The sequence below is a fragment of the Inquilinus sp. 2KB_23 genome, assembly GCF_052115705.1.
GTDB lineage: Bacteria > Pseudomonadota > Alphaproteobacteria > DSM-16000 > Inquilinaceae > Inquilinus > Inquilinus ginsengisoli_A.
Map to the genome: position 1 here is coordinate 82,031 of NZ_JBFRHF010000004.1, position 23,357 is coordinate 105,387.

At 65.8% G+C, this 23,357-nt stretch carries 24 protein-coding genes; 9 read left to right on the top strand and 15 right to left on the bottom strand.

The window, feature by feature from the left end:
- Window positions 1-506: 506 nt before the first annotated feature.
- From AB4112_RS06315 to AB4112_RS06330, 4 genes are all read right to left on the bottom strand, one after another.
- Complete coding sequence (locus tag AB4112_RS06315) at window positions 507-1,286, bottom strand: amino acid ABC transporter ATP-binding protein (RefSeq protein ID WP_309792805.1); 780 nt, start codon at window positions 1,284-1,286, stop codon at window positions 507-509.
- A gap of 10 nt (window positions 1,287-1,296) precedes the next feature.
- Entirely contained in the window at window positions 1,297-1,950 is a 654-nt protein-coding gene (locus tag AB4112_RS06320) for an amino acid ABC transporter permease (protein WP_309792804.1), read from the bottom strand.
- Between the two features lie 10 nt (window positions 1,951-1,960).
- Complete coding sequence (locus AB4112_RS06325; protein ID WP_309792803.1) at window positions 1,961-2,620, bottom strand: amino acid ABC transporter permease; 660 nt, start codon at window positions 2,618-2,620, stop codon at window positions 1,961-1,963.
- A gap of 184 nt (window positions 2,621-2,804) precedes the next feature.
- A complete protein-coding gene (locus tag AB4112_RS06330; protein ID WP_309792802.1) occupies window positions 2,805-3,647 on the bottom strand; it encodes a transporter substrate-binding domain-containing protein in 843 nt (280 codons plus the stop codon).
- A 164-nt stretch (window positions 3,648-3,811) separates the two neighbouring features.
- Here AB4112_RS06330 and AB4112_RS06335 point away from each other — a divergent pair, with 164 nt between their 5' ends.
- On the top strand, window positions 3,812-4,588 hold the full coding sequence (locus tag AB4112_RS06335) for an IclR family transcriptional regulator (RefSeq protein ID WP_441717852.1): 777 nt from the start codon (window positions 3,812-3,814) through the stop codon (window positions 4,586-4,588).
- Between the two features lie 161 nt (window positions 4,589-4,749).
- Complete coding sequence (locus AB4112_RS06340; RefSeq protein ID WP_441717855.1) at window positions 4,750-7,251, top strand: RICIN domain-containing protein; 2,502 nt, start codon at window positions 4,750-4,752, stop codon at window positions 7,249-7,251.
- A 90-nt stretch (window positions 7,252-7,341) separates the two neighbouring features.
- On the opposite strand, the gene AB4112_RS06345 is transcribed toward AB4112_RS06340, so the two are convergent.
- Together AB4112_RS06345 and AB4112_RS06350 are read right to left on the bottom strand one after the other, a co-directional pair.
- Window positions 7,342-8,430, bottom strand: coding sequence for a nucleoside hydrolase (locus tag AB4112_RS06345; RefSeq protein ID WP_309792799.1), 1,089 nt, complete (start codon window positions 8,428-8,430; stop codon window positions 7,342-7,344).
- A 120-nt stretch (window positions 8,431-8,550) separates the two neighbouring features.
- A complete protein-coding gene (locus tag AB4112_RS06350) occupies window positions 8,551-9,009 on the bottom strand; it encodes a carboxymuconolactone decarboxylase family protein (RefSeq protein WP_309792798.1) in 459 nt (152 codons plus the stop codon).
- Between the two features lie 153 nt (window positions 9,010-9,162).
- Here AB4112_RS06350 and AB4112_RS06355 point away from each other — a divergent pair, with 153 nt between their 5' ends.
- Window positions 9,163-10,035 (top strand): sigma-70 family RNA polymerase sigma factor, encoded by an 873-nt coding sequence (locus AB4112_RS06355; RefSeq protein WP_441717859.1) that lies wholly within the window; start codon window positions 9,163-9,165, stop codon window positions 10,033-10,035.
- Window positions 10,036-10,047: 12 nt separating this feature from the next.
- On the opposite strand, the gene AB4112_RS06360 is transcribed toward AB4112_RS06355, so the two are convergent.
- The 8 genes from AB4112_RS06360 to AB4112_RS06395 all read right to left on the bottom strand — a co-directional run bounded on the left by AB4112_RS06360 (window position 10,048) and on the right by AB4112_RS06395 (window position 18,152).
- Complete coding sequence (locus tag AB4112_RS06360) at window positions 10,048-11,901, bottom strand: adenylate/guanylate cyclase domain-containing protein (protein ID WP_441717862.1); 1,854 nt, start codon at window positions 11,899-11,901, stop codon at window positions 10,048-10,050.
- Window positions 11,902-11,975: 74 nt separating this feature from the next.
- Window positions 11,976-13,157 carry an aminotransferase class V-fold PLP-dependent enzyme gene (locus AB4112_RS06365; protein WP_441717865.1) on the bottom strand — a complete coding sequence of 394 codons (1,182 nt, stop codon included), beginning with the start codon at window positions 13,155-13,157 and terminating at the stop codon, window positions 11,976-11,978.
- Between the two features lie 2 nt (window positions 13,158-13,159).
- The gene (locus tag AB4112_RS06370; protein ID WP_441717868.1) at window positions 13,160-13,630 is read right to left on the bottom strand and encodes a RidA family protein; all 471 of its coding nucleotides are present in this window, start codon (window positions 13,628-13,630) and stop codon (window positions 13,160-13,162) included.
- 131 nt (window positions 13,631-13,761) lie between these two features.
- Window positions 13,762-14,139 (bottom strand): nuclear transport factor 2 family protein, encoded by a 378-nt coding sequence (locus tag AB4112_RS06375; protein ID WP_441717870.1) that lies wholly within the window; start codon window positions 14,137-14,139, stop codon window positions 13,762-13,764.
- Window positions 14,140-14,212: 73 nt separating this feature from the next.
- Window positions 14,213-15,118: a LysR substrate-binding domain-containing protein gene (locus AB4112_RS06380; RefSeq protein ID WP_441717873.1), complete on the bottom strand. Its 906-nt coding sequence runs from the start codon at window positions 15,116-15,118 to the stop codon at window positions 14,213-14,215.
- The gene (locus AB4112_RS06385; protein ID WP_309792790.1) at window positions 15,115-16,044 is read right to left on the bottom strand and encodes a glutaminase; all 930 of its coding nucleotides are present in this window, start codon (window positions 16,042-16,044) and stop codon (window positions 15,115-15,117) included. Before AB4112_RS06385 ends, AB4112_RS06380 begins: the two co-directional genes overlap by 4 nt.
- An 18-nt stretch (window positions 16,045-16,062) precedes the next feature.
- Entirely contained in the window at window positions 16,063-16,641 is a 579-nt protein-coding gene (locus tag AB4112_RS06390; RefSeq protein ID WP_441717876.1) for a GNAT family N-acetyltransferase, read from the bottom strand.
- A 296-nt stretch (window positions 16,642-16,937) separates the two neighbouring features.
- Window positions 16,938-18,152: a site-specific integrase gene (locus tag AB4112_RS06395; protein ID WP_441717879.1), complete on the bottom strand. Its 1,215-nt coding sequence runs from the start codon at window positions 18,150-18,152 to the stop codon at window positions 16,938-16,940.
- Between the two features lie 299 nt (window positions 18,153-18,451).
- Here AB4112_RS06395 and AB4112_RS06400 point away from each other — a divergent pair, with 299 nt between their 5' ends.
- From AB4112_RS06400 to AB4112_RS06420, 5 genes are all read left to right on the top strand, one after another.
- A complete protein-coding gene (locus tag AB4112_RS06400; protein WP_441717882.1) occupies window positions 18,452-19,042 on the top strand; it encodes a hypothetical protein in 591 nt (196 codons plus the stop codon).
- Window positions 19,043-19,153: 111 nt separating this feature from the next.
- A complete protein-coding gene (locus AB4112_RS06405) occupies window positions 19,154-19,378 on the top strand; it encodes a hypothetical protein (protein ID WP_441717884.1) in 225 nt (74 codons plus the stop codon).
- 80 nt (window positions 19,379-19,458) lie between these two features.
- Complete coding sequence (locus AB4112_RS06410; RefSeq protein WP_441717886.1) at window positions 19,459-19,686, top strand: hypothetical protein; 228 nt, start codon at window positions 19,459-19,461, stop codon at window positions 19,684-19,686.
- Window positions 19,683-20,516: a DUF7146 domain-containing protein gene (locus AB4112_RS06415; RefSeq protein ID WP_441717889.1), complete on the top strand. Its 834-nt coding sequence runs from the start codon at window positions 19,683-19,685 to the stop codon at window positions 20,514-20,516. The genes AB4112_RS06410 and AB4112_RS06415 overlap by 4 nt, the downstream gene beginning before the upstream one ends.
- The gene (locus AB4112_RS06420) at window positions 20,513-21,766 is read left to right on the top strand and encodes a helicase RepA family protein (RefSeq protein ID WP_441717891.1); all 1,254 of its coding nucleotides are present in this window, start codon (window positions 20,513-20,515) and stop codon (window positions 21,764-21,766) included. The genes AB4112_RS06415 and AB4112_RS06420 overlap by 4 nt, the downstream gene beginning before the upstream one ends.
- Window positions 21,767-21,779: 13 nt before the next feature.
- Here the strand turns inward: AB4112_RS06420 and AB4112_RS06425 are convergent, their stop codons facing one another.
- Window positions 21,780-22,325: a hypothetical protein gene (locus AB4112_RS06425; RefSeq protein WP_441717894.1), complete on the bottom strand. Its 546-nt coding sequence runs from the start codon at window positions 22,323-22,325 to the stop codon at window positions 21,780-21,782.
- Window positions 22,326-22,822: 497 nt separating this feature from the next.
- On the opposite strand from AB4112_RS06425, the gene AB4112_RS06430 reads away from it, so the two are divergent.
- Window positions 22,823-23,278, top strand: a complete 456-nt coding sequence (locus AB4112_RS06430; RefSeq protein ID WP_441717897.1) for a hypothetical protein — start codon at window positions 22,823-22,825, stop codon at window positions 23,276-23,278.
- The last annotated feature ends 79 nt before the right edge of the window (window positions 23,279-23,357 follow it).

Below are 23,357 nucleotides of genomic sequence, written 5' to 3' on the forward strand. Positions count from 1 at the left end.
CGTCCGAAGGATCGAGGCCGCGGCTATGGCGTCGGATCGAAGAGTTCAGATGTGCCGAAACCGCGCCGCGGCGCCGCAGCGGGAGTCAATGAAATGATCTCTTCCCTCCAGGCAGAGCGAAATCTGTATATCCTGGATTCAAGGTAGCCAAAAGATGGAATCTAAGATTTTAAATCTGTTAATCCGAAATTGCACAAAGGGGTATGGCTTGGATTTTAAACGTTTCCCTTTGCGCGACTGATCCCGGCCTTGCGCGTAGTTTTGAGAAAATCTTCAGCGAATTGTCGGCGTGGCGGGGTGCAGGGGCTCCAAGGCCCATGCGTCCCCTCCAAATTGTCATGCCACGGCTTGCCCCCGGATCAAGTCCGAGGGGTGGCATCCAGGGGCGGTCAGAGCGGCTCTTGGTGGCCCCTGGATTGCCCGGTCAAGCCGGGCAATGATATTAAAAATTGAGGCCTGCGTCTCAAATCCTCAACCTGAAAACTTGACCGTACGCCGCCTCGGCTCTACCCCGCCGGGGTCAGGTGGCCGCCGCGGCTGAGGAAGGCGGCCAGGCGCTCGCTGTCGGGCCGGGTGAAGATCTTCTCCGGCGGGCCGTCCTCGGCGATGCGGCCCTCGTTCATGAAGATGATCCGGTCCGCCACTTCGCGGGCGAAGCGCATCTCGTGGGTGACCAGCAGCATGGTCATGCCGTCATCGGCCAGGCCCTTGATCACGGCCAACACCTCGTTCACCAGCTCTGGGTCCAGGGCCGAGGTCGGCTCGTCAAACAGCATCAGCTTGGGGTTCATGGCGATGGCGCGGGCGATGGCGACGCGCTGCTGCTGGCCGCCCGACAGCTGGCTGGGGTAATGGTCGCGCCGCTCCGCCAGCCCGACCCGGCCCAGCCACTGCTCGGCCAAGGCGCGGGCCTCGTCGCGCTTCATGCCCCGGACCTTGGTCAGGCCCAGCATGACGTTGCCGGCGGCGGTCAGGTGCGGGAACAGGTTGAAGCTCTGGAACGCCATGCCGGTCATGGCGCGCTGCGCCGCGATCGCCTTCTCCCTCAACCGGATGCGACGGCCGCCCTCGCTGCGATAGCCAATGGCCTGGCCGTCGATGCGGATGGCGCCGGCCTCGAACTCCTCCAGCAGGTTGACGCAGCGCAGCAGCGTGGTCTTGCCCGACCCGCTCGACCCGATCAATGCCACCACCTCACCGGCCGAAACCTTGAGGTCGATGCCCTTCAGCACCTCGTTCTGGCCGAACCGCTTGTGGACGCCCTCGATCTCCAGGATATGGCTCACGGACGGGTCCTCACTTCAGGGCATAGCGGCGGCTCAGCGATTTGCCGAAGCGCTCGATCGCGTAGTTGATGACGAAATAGATCGCCGCGGCCAGCAGGTAGAACTGCATGCTCATGTAGTTGCGGCTGATGATCTCCTTGGTCGCCAGCAGCAGCTCGGTGACCCCGATGACGGAGAGCAGGGTGGAGGTCTTCACCATCTCGGTGGCGGTGTTGACCCAGGTCGGCAGGATCTGGCGCAGCGCCTGCGGCATCAGGACGTAGACGACGGTGCGGCGGAAGGTCAGGCCGATCGACTTCGCCGCCTCGGTCTGGCCCTTGGGGATGGCCTGCAGCGCCCCGCGCACGATCTCGCCGACATGCGATCCGCAGAACAGGGTCAGGGCGAAGATCCCGGCCTGCACCGGGGTCAGCTGGATGCCGATCACCGACAGGATGTAGAACGCGGCCAGGATCAGCACCAGCACCGGGGTGCCGCGGATGAAGTCGACATACAGCCGCGCCGGCCAGCGGATCGGCGCCGGGCCGTAGGTCAGGGCCAGGCCGATCAGCGTGCCCAGGATGGTGCCGGCGACGATCGACAGCGCCGAGATCTGCACCGTCAGCCACAGCCCGTCCAGCAGCGCCCAGCGCACGGCCCAGACCTGTTCGAGGAAGGCATCCATCGGCGTCTCCTCAGCCCGTCCGCACCCGGGCCTCGACCCGGCGCAGCAGGAAGGCGATGGCGTAGCAGGTGGCGACGTAGAGCAGGCTGGTGACCATCCAGGTCTCGATCACGCGGAAGCTCTCGGTGTTGATCTTGCGGGCGTAGAAGGTCAGCTCCGGCACCGCGATCGCGGCGGCCAGCGAGGTGTCCTTGAACAGCGAGATGAAGTTGTTGCCCAGGGCGGGCAGGGCGTTGCGCAGCATCAGCGGGAAGGTGATCGACCGCCGGATCTGCATCGGTGTCAGCCCGATGGCCATGCCGGCCTCGCTCAGCCCCTTCGGCACCGCCAGCAGCCCGGCGCGGAACACCTCGACCAGATAGGCGCCGGCATAGATCGACAGCGAGATCACGAAGCTGGTGGACTTGTCGAAGCGGATGCCGGCCTTGGGCATGGCGAAGAACAGGAACAAGAGGATGATCAGCAGCGGCAGGTTGCGGAACAGGGTGACGTAGCCTGAGGCCAGCCCGCGCGCGATGCGACTGCGCGAGGTGGCAGCGAAGGCGCCAACCAGGCCGATGACGCAGCCGATCAGGATCGACACCACCGCCAGGCCGAGCCCGAGCGCCAGCCCGCTCAGCAGCAGCGGCCAGTTGTCCCACACGACCCCGAAATTGAACTGGTAGTTCACGCGATTCTCCGTCCGCGCCGACCCCTGATCCCAAGACCACAGAGCCCGTTCGAGAATGCGCTGGCGTGAGCCGCATGGTGGGGGTTTTGAGAACCGGCGCGCAGCGGACATGGTCGTCCGTGAGCACCGGAAGCGCAAAAACCTCCATCAGGCGGCCACGCCAGTAGCATTATCGAATGGGCTCTCAGCGCATTTCCATCGGGAAGCCGATCGCCGGGGCCGGCGGGCGCTGGCCGAACCACTGCTCGAACGAGGCGGCGTAGGTGTCGAATTCGACCCCGGTCATCGCCTCGTGCAGCGCGGTGTTGACGAAGTTCAGCCAATCCTGGTCGCCCTTCTTCACGGCGCAGGCATAGGTCTGCGGGCTCCAGCCATAGCCGGCATCGAGGTAGCGGTCGGGGTTCTGCTTCATGAACCAGCGCAGCGACGACGCGTCGGTGGCGACGGCGTCGGCGCGGCCGGAGTTCAGCGCCTCGTAGATCAGGTCGGTGCTCTCGTACTGGTCGACCGCCGCCTGCGGCAGCGCCATGTGCACCAGGGCCTCGGCATAGACGTTCTGCAGCACCGAGATGGTGGCGCCGCTGCCGGCCGCCTTGAGGTCGTCATAGCTCTTGTACTTGCCGTCCTTCAGCAGTAGCAGGCCGACGCCTTCGCGATAGTAGGGGATGGTGAAGTTCACCTGCTGCGCCCGGCTGGCGGTCACGGTGATGAACTGGCAGGTGATGTCGACCTTGTCGGTGGTCAGGTTCGGGATGCGGGCGTCGGAGGACTGGACCACGAACTCGACCTTGCTCGGGTCGTTGAACAGGCCCTTGGCGATGATCTTGGCCATGTCGATGTCGAAGCCGGCGAGGTCGCCCTGCTCGGTCTTGAAATGCCAGGGCGGGTTGGTGCTGCCGGTGCCGACGATCAGCTTGCCGCGGCTGAGCACCTCCTGAAGCTTGTCCGCGGCGAACGCGGAGCCGGCGCTGCCCAGCAACAGGGCGGCGGCACAGGCAGATAGCAGAGTCCGGGTGACGATGCGCATCTGAGCCTCCATGTTTCTATCGGTGTTCACTGTCCGATATTTCGGACAACTATCTTGTATGTCGGACAAGAGGAACGATAAGCTTGCGATCGCGCGAATGCAAGAAAGGTGGCATTCGTGACGAAGGCCGGGATTCGGGGGCCATTTGAAGGGGCGGCGGGCGTATGGCGGAAGCGAGCGAACGCGGGCGGGAGCGGGGCATCGACCGCGTGGTCGCGATCCTGGAGCATCTGCAGGAGCGGCGGGCGCCGGTGCGGATGGGCGAACTCGCCAAGGCCATCGGGGCGCCGCGCTCGACCCTGTACGAGATCGTCGGCCGCCTGACCGCGGCGCGGATCCTGGAGCCGGTGGGCGATGGCGGCGCGGTGTTCTTCGGCCGCGCCATCCACTACTACGCCCAGACCTATGTCGCCGGCGTCGACCTGCTCAGCCGGGCTCGGCGCGAGGTGCTGGGGCTGGCGACCGAGACCGGCGAGACGGCGCAGTGCTGCATGCTGGACGGCGACAAATACGTGGTGATGCTGAACGAGCCCGGGCGGCGCACCTTCCGCATCACGTCGGAGGTCGGGATCCGGCTGCCGATCCCCTGGACCGCCTCCGGCCGGCTGCTGGTGGCGCATATGACCGGGGCGGAGATCGCCGGCTTCATTCCGGAAGAGGATTTCACGCTGCCCTCGGGCGAGCGGATCGCGGCGGCGGATTTCATCGCCGAGACCGAGGCGGCGCGGGGGCGCGGCTATGCCGTGACCAAGGAGCTGGTCGACCGCTTCACCTGCTGCCTGGCGGCGCCGGTGGTCGACCATGACGCCCGGGTGGTGGCGACCCTGTGCCTGGTCACGCCCCTGGACACGCCGGAGGAGCGGCGGCAGACGCTGCTCGACACCCTGATCGCCGCCGCCCGCCGCCTGTCCCTGGCCCCGCCGGGGGCGGTGGGGCTTTAGGAGGGGTCATCCGACCCGCGAGTACCCGGATGCGAGGCCGGGTCCATTTTAGAATAGTTGCCTCATTTTAGTTTGCTCAAGACATGTTCTTTGATATAGCGCAGTAACGCCAGGGCTTATCTTATGAAGACTGTATATTATTTCTATAGAAAGATAATTTTATGACGCAATGGTTTTATATTCTTACCGGCGACGACGTCAGCAGCCAGCAGGCCCTCTGGGTCGACCCCAACACGGATCCTGGCACGAATGGCTCCGAGCTGGATAACGCCTCCATCTACATGATGGAAGCCAGCACGAGTGAAAATCAGTATTCGCTGCAGAGCCCGTACCAGATGTGGCAACTGGCCGGCGACGGCTCGATCGTCAGCGCGCTCAATCCCAATTACGTCCTCGGGCTCAGCGGCACCAACGCCGTCCTGGTGCAACGCTCGCCCGGCGATGCCAGCCAGCAATGGGAGTTCCAGTGGGTCCAGGACAGCCAGGGCCTGATGCTGGGCACGCTGCGCAACAAGGGAAACCAGCAATACCTGACCGGGGGCAACCCTTGGAGCTGGCAGCCCGTCTTCACCCAGAACATGCCCTCCGACGGCACGCCGACGGGCATGATGCAGTGGTATATCCAGCCGCCCTCGCCGCCGACGGGGCAGCTGCTGTCCATCCGCAGCGTCGCCGCCGGCGACTCGCCGCCGATGGTCGTCAATATCCAGGGGGCCTCGATGACCCCCGGCACGACCACGATCCTCTATGAGGCCCAGCCCAATTCGTCGAACATCGTCTGGACCTACACGCTGGACGGGTACCTGCTCAGCTCGGTCAATCCCGGCCTGGCCCTCAGCCTCAACGTCAATGCCTCGGTCGGGGGCGGCAGCGCGAATGGCGTGGCGACCTATCCGAAGCAGCCGCTCGCCGCCGGCGCCAGCTTCCAGCAATGGTCATTCATCCCGGTAGACCCGCAGGCGGGAACCTATCTGATCGTCAATCAGCAGGGCACGCTGGCGCTCGCCACCTCCGGCACCAGCAACTCGGACCCGCTGCAGCTGGTGACGCCCAATCCGAGCGATCAGACCCAGCTCTGGAGCGTCAGCCCCACCTATCCTCTCGAGGTGCTGCTGGCGCAGCCGGCGATGGGCTACCCGGCCTTCACCGGCAACGAGGCCGCAGCCTATACCTACATCAACAGCCAGCTGGGGCTCACCAAGCTCGGGACCGAGCTGCGGTCGCAATACGGCAACCTCGCCGCGCCGCTGGCCGGCTACCAGTCCCGCGTCAACATGATCGCGACCACAGTCGTCCTGCAGCATTCGCCGAAGGACAAGACGCCGCCAGCGGACCTGCCCGACAGCGACGCCATGGTGACGGTGGCGGGCGTGCTGGGCGAGGAGCTGACCGCGGCCCAGGCCGTCCAGCAGCTGTTTCAGCAGCTGACGATGTTCCACGCCGAACTGGCCATCGTGGCGACGAATGCGACGGCGGCCGTCATCGCCGACGCCGCGATCGACACCCAGACCCAGCAGACGGTCAAGGTGAGCTCGGCCGCGATCTTCGAGGGGCTGATCTACACGATCCTGTCCGCGGGATCGATGCTGCCTGGGGAGGGCGAGCTCGCGAAGGGGCTCGGCATGTTGTTGCCGGTGGTCGGCAACCTGTACCAGACCGGCGTGAACACGGTGTCCTCGTACCAGCAGTCGAAGGCGCAGAACGCCCAGAAGGAGCAGGACGAGGAGATCTTCTACGATTTCGAGGGAGAGGTCGCCCAGGTCCAGCAATTCCTGGTCGACAGCTTCGAAGCCGTCGGCGACGCCCTGGCAGCGGTGGAATCGGCCATTCTGCGCGACAGCTTCAAGACCCGCACCGTCGCGGCGATGGCGGCGCTCCCCAGCGGCGGCAACTCGCTATTCTGGCCGCCGGAGCAGGGGGTGACGCTGATTCCCCGCATCGTGCCAGGCTACGAGATCGGGGTGCTGCAGGCGCTGCTGCCGACCAAGTATCAGATCTACACGGGAACCTGGATCCAGGGTTCGGTTGGAAGCAACTCGGATTTCGACAACATCCCCCCGATGAGTGCTCCCAGCTATTGCATCTGGGATGAGGAGATCAATTCATCTCTCGAAGCATCCACGGTCTACTGGATTGCCTCGGTCGCGAGCAACGACACCGGCTATCCCGGCCAGGCGACGATGGATTTTCTGAGCAAGAGCAGCAGCGTCCGGTGGTTCAATTTCTATCGAAGGCTGGCCGGATGGAGTGGCTTCGCGTCGGGGGAGAAATGGCTCGGCAACAACCAGACCATCCTGATGTTCCGGAACTACACGAGCACGACGCTGAGCATCGCGCTGAAGGCGAACGACGCCGAGATCGGCGATAACGGTCCCGGCAGCACGACGCTGACTCTGCCTCCCTACAGCTACCAGAGTGCGGTCCTCTTCTCGATCAAGAATGGGGATAGTAACAAGCCCGACGCCGCGGTGACCGTGACGACGCCCGACGGCACGACGGTCTGGAGCGCCACCGCCGGGTCGAATTATTGCACGTCCATAAAGTGTCCCGGCGACTACGCGATCTATCCCTACAACTCGGACAACATGCCCCACCTGTTCAGCTCCAGCGTCACCACGGGCGCGGGTGGGTGCGACATCGGTATCGCCCTGGCGCAGAGCTAGGGATGGGGCGGGGACCGGCAGGAGTCTGCCGGTCCCCTGTGCCGCTTCAGGCCGGCTGCTGTTGGCGCACAAGACCGGGCCGGTCGGGGTCTAGTTCGCCGGCGCGGCCGGGACAGGGCGGGTCATCAGGTCGACGTAGAAGTCGAGGAACCGGCGGGTGTCGAAGGTCTTCACCACTTTGATCTTCTGCAGCAGCCTGGTCGGCTGCTCCTGCCAATAGCCGAAGGTGCGGCCGTAGCCGGGGCCGAAGGCGATGTCGACGTCGACATAGAGGTCGTCGACCTTGGTCGCGAAGCCGGGATCGACGAGGTAGCCCAGCGCGAGCGTGTCGTAGACGCTGACGGTCGCCGCCGGATCCTTGGCGAATTTCTGCGCCATCCAGCTCTGGCGGAACAGGGTCTGCACCGGGCCGTCGGTGGCGACGATGCGGTCGTACTCGGCCTTGGTCAGCTGGGTGATGTCGGTGACGTCGAGCGGGATCATGGCCTGGTCGATCGGCTCGCGCATGACGATGCGCGCCGCCTCCGGATCGATCCAGACATTCATCTCGGCGGCGGGGGTGGTGTTGCCGCTCACCGTCACCGCGCCGGCCATGTAGACGATGCGTTTGACCAGCGGCACGATCTCCGGGTTCTTGCGCACCGCCAGCGCGATGTTGGTCGACGGGCCGATCACCAGCAGCGACACCTCGTGGGGATTGGCCTTGACGGTGTCGACGATGAAGTCGACCGCGTCCTCCTGGCGCAGCCTGGTCGTCCGGGCGAAGCCGTCGGCCGGCGCGACCAGGTCGGCATCGGTCGGCTGCGGCCGGTGGAAGGCGGTCTTGTAGCTTTCGCCGAAGCCGAACAGCGCGCGCTCGCTCTCGAAGCTCTCGGGGTCATGCACCAGCGGCAGGTTCGCCCCGGCATAGACCCCGACCTTGCCGGCGATGCCGAGGCGTTCGACTGCGCGCAGCGCGTCGGCCACCTCCTGCTTCAGCCAGTTGTTGCCGGTCACGATGGTCAGGCCCAACAGCTCGATCGTGCCCTGACGGTCGAGCTGTGCGGCCATCGCCAGGACCTGCCCGTCATCGCCGAAGGTGCTGAAATCGGTGTCGATGATGACCTTCTCTGCGGCGGCCTGGGCCGGTGCCACGGCCAGCACCCATGCCGCGACGGCGGCGGCGATCAATCGCTGCATTCTGCCCCTCCCTGATGGCTTGGAGTCCCCGGCTTCCACGCCGATGATCCGGTGCCGTCAGGATGGCATGGTTCGGCCATCGGCCGCACGCCGGATCGGCGGCCGATGGCCGAAGAGCAATCAGTTCCAGGGCGTGCCGGCGACCTGGCGGGTGGCGATGTTCAGGCGGTTCCAGACATTGATCAGGCTGATCGACAGCACCAGGGCGCCGAGTGCTGCCTCGTCGTAGTGGCGCGCGGCCTCGGCCCAGATCGCGTCGGGCACCGGGTCGGGCTGGTCGCTGGTCCGCGTCAGGGCCTCGGTCAGCGCCAGCGCGGCGCGCTCGGCATCGGTGAAGTAGGGCGCGTCGCGCCAGGCCGCCACGGTGAACAGCCGCTCATCGGTTTCGCCGGCCTTGCGGGCCATGCGCCAATGCATGTCGACGCAGACGCTGCAGCCGTTGATCTGGCTGGCGCGCAGATGGGCCAGCTGGTGGGTCGTCGGCGGCACGCCGCCCTGTTCGGTGGCCGTGCCGAAGGCCTGCAGCGCCTGCAGGGCGCCGGGAACGATGACCGCCGGGTTCTTCATTCGGGCTTGCATGACGTGTCGTCTCCAGGGGGTTGAGATGCCTCGGCCGGACCGGGATGCTGGGTCCCCGGTCCCGACGGCGCCGCGGCCCGGTCGATGCCCCCGTCACATCGCCCGGGCCTGGTCCGTCATCGCCATGACGGACGCCGACGAGAAAGTGTGACGATGAGCGATCAGGAAATTCTGCTGCAGCGCTTCGAGGCCCAGCGCGCCCAGCTGCGGGGCGTGGCCTACCGCATGCTCGGTTCGCTGAGCGAGGCGGAGGATGCGGTGCAGGAGGCCTGGCTGCGGCTCAGCCGCGCCGGCGCCGACGGGGTCGACAATCTCGGGGGGTGGCTGACCACCGTGGTCGGCCGGGTGTGCCTGGACATGCTGCGGTCGCGCAAGTCGCGGCGCGAGGACCCGATCGAGGATGGCGAGCCGGAGCCGGCCGCCGGCCACCGGGTGCCGCCCGACCCGGAGCAGGAGGCGCTGCTGGCCGATTCGATCGGCCTGGCGATGCTGGTGGTGCTGCAGACGCTGGCGCCGGCCGAGCGGGTGGCCTTCGTGCTGCACGACATGTTCGACCTGACCTTCGACGAGATCGGCCCGATCGTCGGCCGCTCAGCGGTGGCGACGCGGCAGCTGGCCAGCCGGGCCCGCCGCCGAGTTCGCGGCACCGGTGCTGCGCCCGAGGCCGACCGCAACCGCCAGCGGGGCATCGTCGAGGCCTTTCTGGCGGCGGCCCGCGGCGGCGATCTCGGCGGCCTGCTGGCCGTGCTCGACCCCGATGTCGTGCTGCGGCCCGACACCGCCGCCATCCGCGCCGGCGCGTCGGGGGATGTCCGCGGCGCCGTCCCGATCGCGGGGTTCTTCTCCGGCAAGGCCCAGGAGGCCCGGGCGGCGCTGGTGGACGGTGCCGTCGGCGCGGTCGTGGCCCCGGGCGGGCGGCTGCTCCTGGTGCTCGGCTTCACCATCCGCGGCGGCCGGATCGTCGAGATCCGCGTGACCGCCGACCCGGAGAGCCTCGGCCGGATCGACCTGGCGGTGCTGGACTGACGGGCCGGCGGGTCAGGCCTTCGCCGTGGCCGCCAACCGGAAGACCTCGATCTCCGCCCGGCGGCCGGACACGGCCTGGGCGCCCAGGGCCTGCAGATCGGACCTGTCGGCCGACGACAGGGCGACGGTGGCGCCGCTGACCAGGATCGTGACCTCGTCGCCCGGGGCCGCCGTCTTGCCCAGCTGCTCCAGCCGGTTGCCGAGATTCACCGTGTCGCCGACGATGGTGTAGCCGGACCGTCCGGTCATGCCGATGTTGCCGGCCACCACCGGGCCGCTGTGGATGCCGATGCGCACCCGCACCGCCGGCAGGCCGCGGCCGCGCCGGGCGGCATTGTCCGCCGCCATCGCCGCCGCGATGGCGCGGGCGGCGCGCAGGGCCCGGTCGGCATGGTCGGGCTGGTCGTCCGGCGCGCCCCAGAACGCCATGACGCAGTCGCCGATGAATTTGTCGATGGTGCCGCCCTCGGCCTCGACGCAGCGGCCCAGCAGGTCGAAATGGGCGTTCAGCATCGCCGCCACCTCGGCCGCCGGCATGGGTTCGGCCACGGCGGTGAAGTCGACGACGTCGGTGAACATCACCGTCACCATCCGCTCCGCCGAGGCGACCTCGCCGCTGCCGCCGCTGCGCAGCAGTCGCCGCACCAGGCTTTTCGGCACATAGGTCTCCAGCCAGCGCAGCCCGGTCAGCATGGTGTTGTAGGCGCGGGCCTGGTCGTTCAGCTCCGAGAACAGGCTGCCGGGCAGGGGATGCAAAGCGGCGAAGTCGAGCGAGCCGACCGCCCGGACCTCCCGCGCCATGGCGCCGACCGGGCGGACGATCATGCGGCTGACCCAGATCGCGACCAGGATGGCGATCGCCAGCACCGCCAGCCCGGCCAAACCGGCGCGCAGCAGGTCCGAGGTCGGCTTGTCGAGCGCCGAGACGGGCACCTCGACCCCGACGGTCAACGGCACCGGGGCATAGCCGGTGATGGTGCGGGTCAGGATGACGCGGCCGTCGCCGTCCCGGCGCACCACCCGGGCATCGAGGTCGGCGTCACCCACCGCCTCGGGCTCGCCTTCGGTCCACAGCGCCGCCAGGAACGGATCGCCAAGGGCGTCCAGGCCGGGCAAAGGCTGTTCGCGTGACAGAGCGGGACGCTGCACCGCCATGGCGGGATGGGCCAGCACCCGGTCGCGGCCGTACAGGATGAACGGCGTGGTGCCGGGGTTGGACTCCGCGATCGCCTTGAGATGGTCGGACAGGGCATCGACCGTGAGGGTCGCGGTGAAGATGCCGGCGAAGGCGCCGCCGGCATGGATCGGCTGGCGCAGATTGGCCACCGAGGTGCGCAGCGCCGGGTCGGCTACGAAGTAGACCGGCCCCCAGGTCGGATCGTCATGGCCGCGCGCCTCCTCGATCTCCTGCCGCTCGCCATCGGTGTGGATCGTGTCGGTGAACGGGAAGACACCCTCGGGTCCCTGGGTGACGCCCCGGATGGCGCCGTCCGGCGCGACGAAGGACAGCACCCGCACCTGCGGCGCGCCGGCCAGCGCGCCGGTCATCAGCCGGTCCAGCGCGGCGCCGTCGTCTGGGTCGACCCGCCCGGCTGCGACCTCGCGCGTCAGGAAGGCCAACTGGTCCTCGACCGGGGTGAAGCGGTCGGCGATCCGGGCCTGCACCGAATCGAGCCCTAGCTGCGCCGCCTTGGCCAGCAGGTCGCGGGTGGTGCTGGCGGTCATGAACCAGAACACCGCCAGCACGTCGATCGCGGTCAGCGCCACCAGCCCCGCCATCACCACGGCCAGGGTGCCGGACAGCGGGATGGTGCGGCGCCGGGGCAAGGCGTCGCGCCGATCGACCGTGTTCTGCAGCTCCGTCACCAAACCCGCCTCGCCTCGCAGCCTGCCGGCACTGTATCCGGCCGGGCGGGGGCAAGCGACCCGGATGCCGGGCGTTAGCGCCGGGCGGCGGCCGTGACCGCCTCCGCCAGCCGGTCCAGCTCGGCCTCGGTGTGCAGGTAGGACACGGCGGCGCGGCAGATGTCGCCCAGGCCTCGCGCGGTCATGTCCAGCGGCGTGTACATCACGCCGTTGACCGAGATGTTGATACCGTCCGCCGCCAGGCGCTGGCGCAGCGCCGCCGGTTCCGCCCCCGCGACCGCGAAGGACACCAGCGCGGCGCGCTCGACGCCGAGGTCGTGCACCGTGACGCCGGGAATCGCCGCCAGCCGGTCGCGCAGGCCGCGGGCCAGCCCGTCGATGCGGGCGCGGATGGCGTCGATGCCGATGCCCCTGGCATAGCGGATCGCGGCGCCGAGGCCGAGCCGCAGCGCCATCGGGAAATCGCCCGCCTCGAAGCGCAGGGCGCTGTCCTGCAGGCACGGTCCGCCCTCCGGCTGCCAGGCGGCGGTCCTGAAATCGTGATAGGGCGGGTCGAGCCGGTCGAGGAAGCCGTGGCGGACATAGAGCAGCCCGGTGCCGCGCGGCCCGCGCAGATGCTTGCGGCCCGGCGCCGCCAGCACGTCGCAGCCCAGGGCGGCGACGTCGATCGGCAGCTGGCCGATGGCCTGGGAGGCGTCGAGGAAGAACGGCACGCCAGCGGCATGGGCGACCCGGCCGATCTCGGCGGCGGGGTTGATCAGCCCGCCATTGGCCGGCACCCAGGTCAGCGCCACCAGCTTGACCCGGTCGTCGATCATCGCGGCCAGCGCCTCAGGCGACACGCGGCCGGCCTGGTCGCAGGGGATCACCTCGATCACCGCGCCGCTGCGGGAAGCGGCGCGCTGCATGGTGGTGATGTTGCCGGCCCATTCGTGCCGGCCGATCAGGATGCGGTCGCCGGCCTGGAACGACAGCCCAGCGAAGGCCAGGCCCCAGCCATGGGTGGCGCTGCCGGTGAAGGCGATCTCGCGTGCTTCGGCACCGATCAGCCCGGCGGCCTCGCCACGCGCCTCTTCCAGCGCCGGCGCCGCCGCCATCCCGGCCTCGATCGGCCCGGCCACCGCCTCGCGCTGCAGATGCGCGATGACGGCGTCCAGCACCGGCGCCGGCGGCAGCGAGCCGCCGGCATGGTTGAAGTGCAGCACCCGGTCGATGCCCGGCGTCTCGGCGCGCAGGCGCGCCAGGTCCAGCGTCATGGTCAGTCCTCGAGCTCGACGATGGCATCGACCTCGACCGCGACGCCGCGCGGCAGCGCCGCCACGCCGACCGCGGCCCGGGCGTGCTTGCCCTTGTCGCCGAACACCGCGGCGATCAGGTCCGAGGCACCGTTGCCGACCTGCGGCTGCTGGGTGAAGCCGGGGGCCGAAGCGACGAAGACGCCGAGCCTGACGACGCGGCGGATGCGGGCGATGTCGCCGCCGGTTGCGGCTGCGACCTGGGCCAGGATCGCCAGCGCACAGGCCTGCGCCGCCTTCTGCCCGTCTTCGATCGACACGGTGTCGCCGAGATGGCCGAGCCAGGCCGGGCCGTTGCGGTCCTGCGCGATCTGGCCGGAGATGTAGAGCAGGTTGCCGGACTGGACGAAGGGCACGTAGTTGGCGGCGGGGGCCGGGGCGGCGGGCAGCTCATGGCCCAGGGCGGCGACGGCTTCGGCGATGGTCTTCGGCATGGTCGGGTCCTCGGAATCGGAAGCCGGATGCTAGGCCCGGACCGGCGCCGCCGACGAACGCGAAGTTCTCGTGCGATGGGTGATTCTGAGTCACCTGTCGACGGAGCTGTCTTGTCAGGGTGGTGTGTTCGCTACCCGATCAGGGCGTCCAAGAATCCGCCGGGCCGGGCCTTGTGCGGGATCGACCAGCCGAAATAGATCTCGGCATCGGTGATCTTGCCGCCCTTGATGGTCAGCAACTCAGTGTTCCGGAAGCGGTGGTCCTTGGTGCGGCCTTCATAGGTGACGAAGACCCGGTCACCGTCGGGCACGAGATGGACGAACTCGAAGCCCTCGATCGATGCGCTGTTCGGCCAGCAGCGTTCGAAATACGTCGTGCGGTCGATCCGGTTGTCGAGCGGGCTGGTGAAGTGAAAGTCGTCGGCAATCAACCGCTCGATCGCAGCGCGGTCCTTCGTGACATAGGCGGCGTAGCTGGCACGGGCGATCGCGACGATGTCGTCGGTCATTTCGGCCTCCTCGGCGGCTGCAAGGGCAACCGCGAGACATGCCGCAGAGTTCAGCAGTTCGCGGGCGGTGGCCTCAACGAGGTGCTCCGCTGTTGGCCGCGGTCGCTTCATTCCGGAGCCAGTCGGCGAAGGCGGCGGCCGGCGGGGGCAGGGGGCCCGGGCGGGTCACCAGCCAGTGGCCGAGGCCGGGCGGGGCGAAGGGCGGGCCGCCCAGCGGCATGACCAGGGCCCCGCTGCGCAGCCGTTCGGCGATCAGGCTGTGCCGCCCCATGGCCACGCCCTGGCCGGCCAGCGCCGCCTCCAGCACGATGTTGTAGTCATGCAGCATCAGGGTGCGGGCGCGGGCCAGGTCGAAGCCATGCGCCGCCGACCACGCCGGCCATTCGATCGGCTCGCGGGCATAGGACAGCAGCAGGGTGTGGTGCAGCAGGTCGGCCGGCTGCGCGATCGGCGGGCCGCGCTCCAGCAGGGCCGGACTGACCACCGGGGCGATGCGGTCGGGCATCAGCCGCTCGGCCTCGACCTCCGGCCAGCCGCCGGTGCCGTAGCGGATGGCGAGGTCGGCCTCGCCGCCCTTGACGTCGGCCAGGGCGTTGGACGGCTCCAGCCCCAGCTCGACCTCCGGATGCGCCGCGGCGAAGCGGCCCAGGCGCGGCACCAGCCAATGGGTGGCGAAGGAGGCGAGCAGGCTGACCCGCAGCACCACCCGCTCCGGCGCGCGGACCGACCGGGTCTCGGCCTCCAGCAGGTCGAAGGCGCGGCGCACGCAGTCGAGATAGCGCTCGCCGGCCGGGGTCAGGGCGATGGCGCGGGTCTTGCGAAGGAACAGGGCGGTGCCGAGCTCCTGCTCCAGCCGCTGGATCTGGTGGCTGATGGCGCTCGGCGTCACCAGCATCTCCGCCGCCGCACGGCGGAAGCTCAGATGCCGGCCGGCCGCCTCGAAGGCGCGCAAAGCGGGCAGGGAGGGCAGGCGCCTCATGGCCCGAAGACAGACCAGCCCATAGCCTTGGCCAGCCGCTCCAGCGCCAGGGTGCCGAGCAGCGAGTTGCCGTGCTGGTTCAGCCCGGGGGACCACACCGCGACCGAGGCCCGGCCGGGCACGATCGCCAGGATGCCGCCGCCGACCCCGCTCTTGCCGGGCAGGCCGACGCGGAAGGCGAAGTCGCCCGAGCCGTCGTAATGGCCGCAGGTCAGCATCAGGGCGTTGATCCGCCGCGCCCGTTCCGGCGACACCACCCGGTGCCCGGTCGACGAGCGGCCGCCGCCATCGGCCAGGAAATGGCCGGCGGTGGCCAGCTGGCGGCAGGTCATGGCGACGGCGCATTGGTGGACATAGACGCCGAGCGTCATCTCCACCGGATGCACCAGGTTGCCGAAGGACTTCATGTAGGCGGCCAGCGCCATGTTGCGGAAGCCGGTCGCAGCCTCCGACCGCGCCACCGTCTCGTCGATGGCGATGTCCTCGTCATCGGCCAGCCAGCGGATGAAGCGCAGGATCGACCCGATCGCCACCCGCGGCGGGTGGCCGGCCAGCACCACGTCGCTGACCACCAGGGCGCCGGCGTTGATGAAGGGGTTCCGCGGCAGCCCCTTCTCATGCTCCAGCTGGACGATCGAGTTGAAGGAATTGCCCGACGGCTCGCGGCCGACCCGGTGCCACAGCGCGTCGCCGATCGACCCCAGCGCCAGGGTCAGGGTGAAGACCTTGGAGACGCTCTGGATCGAGAACGGCACGTCGGCGTCGCCGGCGCAGCAGATGTCGCCGTCCAGCGTAGAGACCGTGATGCCGAACTGGTCGAGGTCGACCTTGGCCAGCTCCGGAATGTAGCTGGCGACGGTGCCGCGCCGCTGCTCGCGCGCCATGGCGTCGGCGATCTCGCTGACGGCTTCGGTCAGGTCCGGCATGCGGTGTCGTGCCCTTGCTCAGCTGGTCCGGTCGATCGCCATGTACAGGGCGGCCCCATCAGGCGTGTCGATCGGGCCGATCCGGCGGAAGCCCGCCTTCTCATAGGCGCGGATGGCGGCGGCGTTGTTCGGCGCCGGGTCGATCTGCACCCGCGCCGTCTCCGGCAGCGCCAGCAGCCGGCGCAGCACCAGCTGGATCAGGCGGGTGCCCATGCCGCGGCCGATCACGTCGGATTCGCCCAGGAACATGTCGAGGCCCAGGGTCTCGCGCGGCAGGGTGTGGCCGGCCCAGAACGGGTCGGAGTTGGCGTGGTAGACATGGAGGTAGCCGATCGGCCGGCTGCCCTCGCGTGCCAGGAAGGGCGCGACATTGGCCGAGGCCATGTGGGCGGCGATGCGGGTCAGCCCCTCTTCGGGGTCGCCCCACCAGCGCGCGACATGCGGCAGCTTCAGCCAGCGGGCGATGATCGGCAGGTCCTCGATCCGCAGCGCGGTGAAGCCGATCGACGGGTCGAGCGCGTCGGCGATGCGCTCATCCGCCAGCTTGAGCGCGACGGGGGAGGGCCCCGCCGCGGGAAGAGGGGGATCCTCGCTCATGCCGCCCACCGGGACGCGGTGCGGAGGCCGGCGAGCCGCTCCCGGCAATGGCCGCCCCAGGTCTGGTCGGACAGGCCGTGGCGGGGAAGGGTGAGGTACATGGATCGCTGTCGGGGCTGCGAACGGGTCCCCCGACCTGTACCCGATTGCGGCGGGGCGATCAAAGGGCCCTTTGACCGCCAGATCAGATGTCGTAGGGCAGGTCCTCGTCCTTCTGGTTCAGGATGCGAGGGCTGAAAACCCTAACGTATTGAGATAATTAACTTCAAGCTATGTCGTGTGCCAAACGTGTGCCGCTAACCAAATAGGCCCGCGGCAATGCGGTCCATCGCAAGCTTGTGATCGTCGCTCTTGAACATGTGGCCGTATCGATTCATCGTCGTGTTTAGATCGGCGTGGCCGGCGAGTTCCTGAACGACCTTCGGCTTAAGATCGGCTTCGATCCAAGTCGAAATGGCGAAGTGCCGCAGGGCGTGCCAGCCGAAGCGGGTAGGGGGCTTGGGGCAGCGGATCGGATCAGCGTTGTGCTTCGCCGCCAGACTGGTGAACAGCGGGTACAGGCACCGCTTCACCAGATGCCCGTGATCCTCGTATTTCCCAGTCGGGTTAGGGAACACCAGATCGTCCGGCTTGGAGAATTTGGAACGGAGCTTCCACGCCTTCATCATCTTCACGATGTCGGCGCCGAGCGGCACCACGCGCATTCCGGCATCGGTTTTCGTCACGTCCTCATCGCCGAAGGCATCGACTCTCGTCTCGATCGTCGCTTCACCCGTGGATAGATCAAGATGCCGCCACCGGAGCGCGTGAAACTCGCCAGCGCGAACGCCGCTAGCAGCCGCGAACGTGATCTTGATGCGAAGATCCTCACCCGCCTCACCGAGGATCAGCCGCAACGCATCCTTGCTCGGCGGGACGACCTTCTTTGCGCCCTTGCCCTTCGGGGCAATGACCTTGACGCCGTGCGCTGCGTTCGTGGCGACCCATCCCTTGCCGATGGCGAAGGCCAGAACGCCGTGCAGGGTCGATAGAATGCGGCGGGTCGTAACGACGGAGACGCCAGCGCTGCGGAGACGGTCGCGGAACTCGCCGATGACCGGCGGAGTCAACTGGGCAAGCTTGATGTCGCCGATCCCTGCCGAGAACGCCTTCAGCTTCTTTGGGCGCTTCTTATCCGCGTGCCTCGACGGATCGGGGCAGACGTAGTTCAAAATCTGGCCTTCATAGGTATCAAACGTTTTCCACGTCATCCGCTCATGACGCTCCCACCGGCCTAGGCAGTGCTTCAGGAACGCTTCGGCGGCGAATTGGACTGTCACCTTGGACGCCTCAGGGCGATATGTCCCGGAGGCGATTTTGCCCTCAAGATCGATCCGAAAGGCATTCGCCTCGCGCGACGTGGGGAACTGCTTCCGCTGCCTGCTGCCGCTGCCGTCGGTCCAGTCACACGCCCACGCCTGACGCTGTTCGCCGGACGGTGTGGTCCAGGTCCGCTTTCGTACTTTTGCCATCAGTTTGACTCCCCGACGAGTAAGCGTTCGGCCGCTTGGAATTCGGGCCATTTGGTAATATCTGGCGCCTGGCGTCGGATCGCGCCGAGAAGGTCGCGCGCGGCTTCGAGGCGTTCCATGACGCGCTTCCGATACTCTCTCTGTCGCTCTGCCGCGGTCATGTCGTGCCCTCCGTTATCCTTCTAATCTTATACTCCATAACGTTACGTTTGACAAGGGATAAAATATCCCTTATAAAGGCATTATTGTAATTGGTCGAAATCTGACCGCAGTCTCCCCACACAAGTTGGAACAGCAACATGCAACACGCCAAGCTCGGCGCGCTCGCCTCGGCGTGCGGCGTCAGTCGAGATACGTTGAAATACCTGGCAGCCGAAGGCTTCATCCCGGTTGCCACCGGCGGCACCACCACCGGTGACCACCGACGTTTCGACCTGTCGGGAATCGTTACTGCCGCGTCGATCTGCGGATTCATCGGGTCGGGACTTGGTAGGGTCCATTCGGCCCGACTGGTCGAGGCGATCAAAGCCCATCGCCTATGCCTACGCCTCATCGGCGTCGAGGCGCAATTCCGAGACTCGCGCTGGCGCGACGAGGGCATGGGCGAATGGCAGGCGTCGGACACAGTTGTTGAGATCAACGATGGTAGGTGGGTATGGCTGCTCAGCACTACGAGTCCCGACATGCGCGGCACGCCACGCCCGCTTGGTCGGGTGGATGGTGATCTGAACGGGCACGGTGGCGACGTTGAAGTGCATGAGGCCGATAGCGACGACCTTCTGATGTCGTACTGGTCAGCGAAATCGCATCTGCACCCGCGCTCCGTGCTGCGCGTGAACCTATCGCTCCAGGCTCGGCAGGTGATGAGGCGCCTCGCGGAGAGGATGTGAGCATGACGGCACGATGGATGGTGAGGCGACTGGATGCGAATGGTAAAGATTAAAAATAAACCTTGACGGCGGGTACATTTCTCCGAATATCTCAATAGCTCCTGATAACTCATGGAGCGTGAATTGACCCCTCAAATTGACCTGATCCACGGCGCTGACGAGTACGCCGCCTTTCTCTTTGGCGACGCCAAACAGCGCCGTAAAATCTATTTCCTCGCGTCGAGAAATGCGATCCCGTTTTTCAAGATCGGTTCGACGATCTGCGCGCGTAAGTCCACGGTCATAGACTGGATGGCGGCGCAAGAAGCAAACCAAATCAACACCACGACCCACTAACAGAAAGCCCGCTAGCGTGTCGGAAACGCAGCGGGCTGTCTTGTGTGGCGTCCCAATGCACTGGGAACCTCATGACATATATGGATAGCGACAATTACGTTCAACCCGAATTGCTGCCTTACGACGATTGGCATATCGATTTTTGGCCCATAAACAGCAATTTGGTACGCGTTCGGCTGATCCTGGCCGGCGAAGAGATTTTCGATCGAGAACTGAAATTCAGCGTGGGCCATCGGCTGATCCGGCATCTTGGCGCTGCGGTCTTCGACCATGGCGGGCATATCGATATTCGGATGCCTGAAGAATGAGTGCCGCCGAGATCGTGGAGCAACTTGGCGGGCAGTGGCATGGCAGCTATGGCGTCTGCCGCTGCCCCGCGCACAAGGATGCCGAGCCGTCACTATCGGTGAGCGACGGCGAGGGCGGCAGACTCCTCGTCCGCTGTCATGCCGGATGTGATTTCCGAGACGTGATGCGAGCGCTCGAGGCTGGCGGCATCGATCACCAGCCCGACACGACGCCGAAGCCCGCACCGGCGCGGCGCGACCATACGGAGGCGATCCAACGGATCTGGAGCGCGTCGAAGCCGGCGCCGCTGCTGACGACCTATCTGCTCCACCGCGGCATCACTATGGCCCCGCCGGCGTGCCTGCGCCTCCACGGCGGACTCGATCACAGGCCGACCGAAACGAGGTGGCCGGCGATGGTCGCCAGCGTCGACAACGGCGACGGGAGAGTCGGTGTACATCGGACTTTTCTTCGGAGCGACGGGCGCGGGAAGGCACCGATCGAGCCGGCGAAGATGGCCTTGGGCGATCTGCGCGACGGTGCCGTGCGCCTGGCCCCGGCCGGTGATGTGCTCGGCATCTCCGAGGGGATCGAGACCGGACTCGCCGCCATGATCCTCCACGGGATTCCGGCATGGGCGGCGCTGAGCTCGTCTCGCCTCGACAAACTGACCATCCCGGTCAACGTGCGGCGGGTGGCGATCTTCGCGGACAACGATGTGGCGGGACGCCAGGCGGCGGAGAAGGCGGCGAAGCGCTATCGGCTGGATAGCCGTGAAGTGGAAGTGATCTTCCCGGCCGGCGGCGCCAAAGACTTCGCCGACGTGCTGGCGGCGCGTTCGGCACCATGACCGACGACATCCTCGCTGCCTATCTTGCGCACGGCGGGACTCTGCCCGACCCGGATGCCATGCCAAAGCACAAACACAAGAAGAAGAGGCCTGAGCCCGTGAGCCAAACTTTCACTAGCACCATCGTCGAGTTTCCTGCGTCCCGTACTGCGGGGCTCGATCGTCTCGATAACATTCCTCCACCGGGCAAACCTGCTCGGGTGCTGCCGGGCATCCTTTGGCGGGAGATCAAGCTAGAAGGCGATCCCCTCCGACTGGTCAAAGGCGTTCTCGCCGATAACTCGCTGATCAGCATCATCGGCGCCCCAAAATGCGGCAAGACGTTCCTGGCGCTAGACCTCGCGGTTTCGATCGCCACAGGCGCGCCATGGCGCGGACGGAGCGTTCAGCAAGGCAGCGTGATCTACATCGCCAGTGAAGGGCAGAATGGCCTCCGCAAGCGCATCGAGGCCGTTCGCATTGCGCGCCAGCCCGACGAGGATATGCCCTTCGTCCTAACCCCGGTGGCACTCGACCTGGCATCGAACGCGGCGGACACGGATGCTCTGATCACCCTTATCAAGAAGGCGCCAGCGCCACCGCGCTTGATCGTGGTCAACACCTTGGCCCGGAATTTTGGTGGGAAGGAGGAGTCGAGCGCAGCCGATATGGGCGCATTCGTGAAGAACTGCGACCGCATTCGGGAGCAGACGGGCGCCGCCGTCTGCCTCATCCACCATCTCGGCAAGGATGCCAGTCGCGGTGGGCGCGGATCCAGTTCGCTACCGGCCGCCGTCGACACCGAAATCATGGTCGAGCGCGGCAACGATGGCGTCACCAGAGCCACGGTCACGCTTCAGAAGGACGGAGAGGACGGCATCGTGTTCCCATTCAAGCTGACGTCCGTTGACGTCGGCCGGGATGATGACGGGGATCCAATTACCAGCCTCATCGTCGAGCACATCGAAGACGATGCGTCGCCATTTCCGGCCAAGAAGGGACTGAAGGACGCGGAGCGGAATGCGATGGATGCACTCAATGCATACTTCTCTCATCCAGTTTCCGACTGGATCACCTATGCGCAGTTCAAGGAGATCATCGCGCCGTTGGCCTATCCAGAAGGTGCAAAGCACTATCAATTTACACGGCTGCGCGATGCCTTAAAGAGGTCTCAACTGATTGCTGTGCACTCTAAGAGTGGTAATATCGCACTGAGTGAACGTTTGAAGGCTTCAAAAGCGGCCGGTATTGAAAGGCCTGACAATCAATAATGAGGCAAGATGTTCATTCTTCCTCTTCTGCGAATATTTCGTCTGCATCTTTCCTCCAGTCCTTAAATGATAAACAAAACCAATCATACGATTCGAGAAAATTGTGATAGACATCATTATAAAGAGACAATGTTGGTTTGATCTTTTCGATTATATCGTCATGAGATGAGTGCTTTGTTATGCCGTGGAATATTGCATTTCTAACGGAATTAAACTTTTTAGCAGATTCGATAAATTTTAATTTATAATCGAATTCTATAGTTTCCTCTAGTTGAGAAATCCAATAGCCCATCATAGGGCGAGATCGCTCTTTGAACTGAATTTCCACCGGGTAAATCGACATCTGAATAAAGAGGTGAGAGCACTCCACAAGGAGACGTGTCATCTCCTCGATAAGTTGATGATGGACTAAAAGTCCCGCAAGATAACCATCTATCGTCTGGTGGCTGTGAGCTTCTTCAGCCAATTGGTCGAGTGTATTGAGAAAATCAGGATTGCTGAAATAGGGCCAAGCCTTGCGATTTCTGATACGTGTCTCTAGGTCCTTTGAATAAGACATCTTCTTGTTCTCGCAATATCAAACTAAGGGCGTTTTGCTAAGCGAGCGTGTTGCGACTCGCTTTTGCAACCGTCCGCAGATTGTTGCAGCAATAGCGGGAATTGCAACAACATGCAACAGGCTGATTTTGTTAACTAATTTCTGCAACAACTCTGCAACTGGCGCCCCCCGTTAGCTGTTGCAGTTGCACTGCCCCCCTATAGGGGCAGGCAATTGCAACAACAGGGCCGCAGCAACCGGAAGGTTAATGGGTTGGGACGGTCGGACTAGTCCCTCCGCCCAGCATCCGCCTGAACGATGTTCATTAACATACAGTCTGTATGTAAACGCGGTTTCCGTCCGGATTTGTCCGTGGCCCAACGCGGCACGACGCGGCCGCTGTGAGAAGGACGGTTTGTCCTTCTGGTTACAAGCCCGATGGGCAATAAAAAACATCAATCATATCAATGGTTTGAAAACGCATGTGCCGAGCATGTGCCGAGACAGGAGTCGACAGAATGGACGATGAGAAGAAGGAAGACGTGAAGAAGAGGCGGGGCAGGGCGGCACGGTCATCTCCCATCGCGGCGGAATCGCCAATGAATGGTAGCCAGATACCGGCGACATACGAGCCCGATGCCGCCGCGCCGCTCGACCTGTCACAAGTGGACGGCAGGACGCGCCTCGCCAGACGCTATAGGGACCACGTGGACGCGTTGTCGGCGCAGGCGGGAGGGAGCCCGTCGCCGGCACAAGAGATCCTGATCCGGCGCGTCGTCTCGATGGTGGTCCAGTTGGAAATGGAGGACGCGAAGCTGATGTCTGGGATGCCGATCGACTCCACCCTCTATGCCAGGACCGCGAACATCGTCTCCGTCCTCTTGGCGAAGCTCGGGATGGCCAGGCTGAACAAGGACGGCAAACGCGGTGACGTCCTCATAGACCAGCACAGCCGCGCGCTGCTCGACGCCTAGCGGGCCATCCGAGGCCGGGGGAGGGGGTGACCCCTCCGGAATCCACGCAACAAAGTTGCGGGACCTGCGCCGGCAAATC

Coding starts and splice junctions, on each gene's coding strand:
- AB4112_RS06385 (WP_309792790.1), bottom strand. CDS start 16,044: ATGCCGGACCTGACCGAAGCCGTCAGCGAGATCGCCGACGCCATGGCG.
- AB4112_RS06380 (WP_441717873.1), bottom strand. CDS start 15,118: ATGAGGCGCCTGCCCTCCCTGCCCGCTTTGCGCGCCTTCGAGGCGGCC.
- AB4112_RS06410 (WP_441717886.1), top strand. CDS start 19,459: ATGGATAGCGACAATTACGTTCAACCCGAATTGCTGCCTTACGACGAT.
- AB4112_RS06400 (WP_441717882.1), top strand. CDS start 18,452: ATGCAACACGCCAAGCTCGGCGCGCTCGCCTCGGCGTGCGGCGTCAGT.
- AB4112_RS06370 (WP_441717868.1), bottom strand. CDS start 13,630: ATGCCGAAGACCATCGCCGAAGCCGTCGCCGCCCTGGGCCATGAGCTG.
- AB4112_RS06395 (WP_441717879.1), bottom strand. CDS start 18,152: ATGGCAAAAGTACGAAAGCGGACCTGGACCACACCGTCCGGCGAACAG.
- AB4112_RS06350 (WP_309792798.1), bottom strand. CDS start 9,009: ATGCAAGCCCGAATGAAGAACCCGGCGGTCATCGTTCCCGGCGCCCTG.
- AB4112_RS06330 (WP_309792802.1), bottom strand. CDS start 3,647: ATGCGCATCGTCACCCGGACTCTGCTATCTGCCTGTGCCGCCGCCCTG.
- AB4112_RS06420 (WP_441717891.1), top strand. CDS start 20,513: ATGACCGACGACATCCTCGCTGCCTATCTTGCGCACGGCGGGACTCTG.
- AB4112_RS06405 (WP_441717884.1), top strand. CDS start 19,154: ATGGAGCGTGAATTGACCCCTCAAATTGACCTGATCCACGGCGCTGAC.
- AB4112_RS06345 (WP_309792799.1), bottom strand. CDS start 8,430: ATGCAGCGATTGATCGCCGCCGCCGTCGCGGCATGGGTGCTGGCCGTG.
- AB4112_RS06320 (WP_309792804.1), bottom strand. CDS start 1,950: ATGGATGCCTTCCTCGAACAGGTCTGGGCCGTGCGCTGGGCGCTGCTG.
- AB4112_RS06335 (WP_441717852.1), top strand. CDS start 3,812: ATGGCGGAAGCGAGCGAACGCGGGCGGGAGCGGGGCATCGACCGCGTG.
- AB4112_RS06390 (WP_441717876.1), bottom strand. CDS start 16,641: ATGAGCGAGGATCCCCCTCTTCCCGCGGCGGGGCCCTCCCCCGTCGCG.
- AB4112_RS06340 (WP_441717855.1), top strand. CDS start 4,750: ATGACGCAATGGTTTTATATTCTTACCGGCGACGACGTCAGCAGCCAG.
- AB4112_RS06375 (WP_441717870.1), bottom strand. CDS start 14,139: ATGACCGACGACATCGTCGCGATCGCCCGTGCCAGCTACGCCGCCTAT.
- AB4112_RS06425 (WP_441717894.1), bottom strand. CDS start 22,325: ATGTCTTATTCAAAGGACCTAGAGACACGTATCAGAAATCGCAAGGCT.
- AB4112_RS06365 (WP_441717865.1), bottom strand. CDS start 13,157: ATGACGCTGGACCTGGCGCGCCTGCGCGCCGAGACGCCGGGCATCGAC.
- AB4112_RS06415 (WP_441717889.1), top strand. CDS start 19,683: ATGAGTGCCGCCGAGATCGTGGAGCAACTTGGCGGGCAGTGGCATGGC.
- AB4112_RS06355 (WP_441717859.1), top strand. CDS start 9,163: ATGAGCGATCAGGAAATTCTGCTGCAGCGCTTCGAGGCCCAGCGCGCC.
- AB4112_RS06430 (WP_441717897.1), top strand. CDS start 22,823: ATGGACGATGAGAAGAAGGAAGACGTGAAGAAGAGGCGGGGCAGGGCG.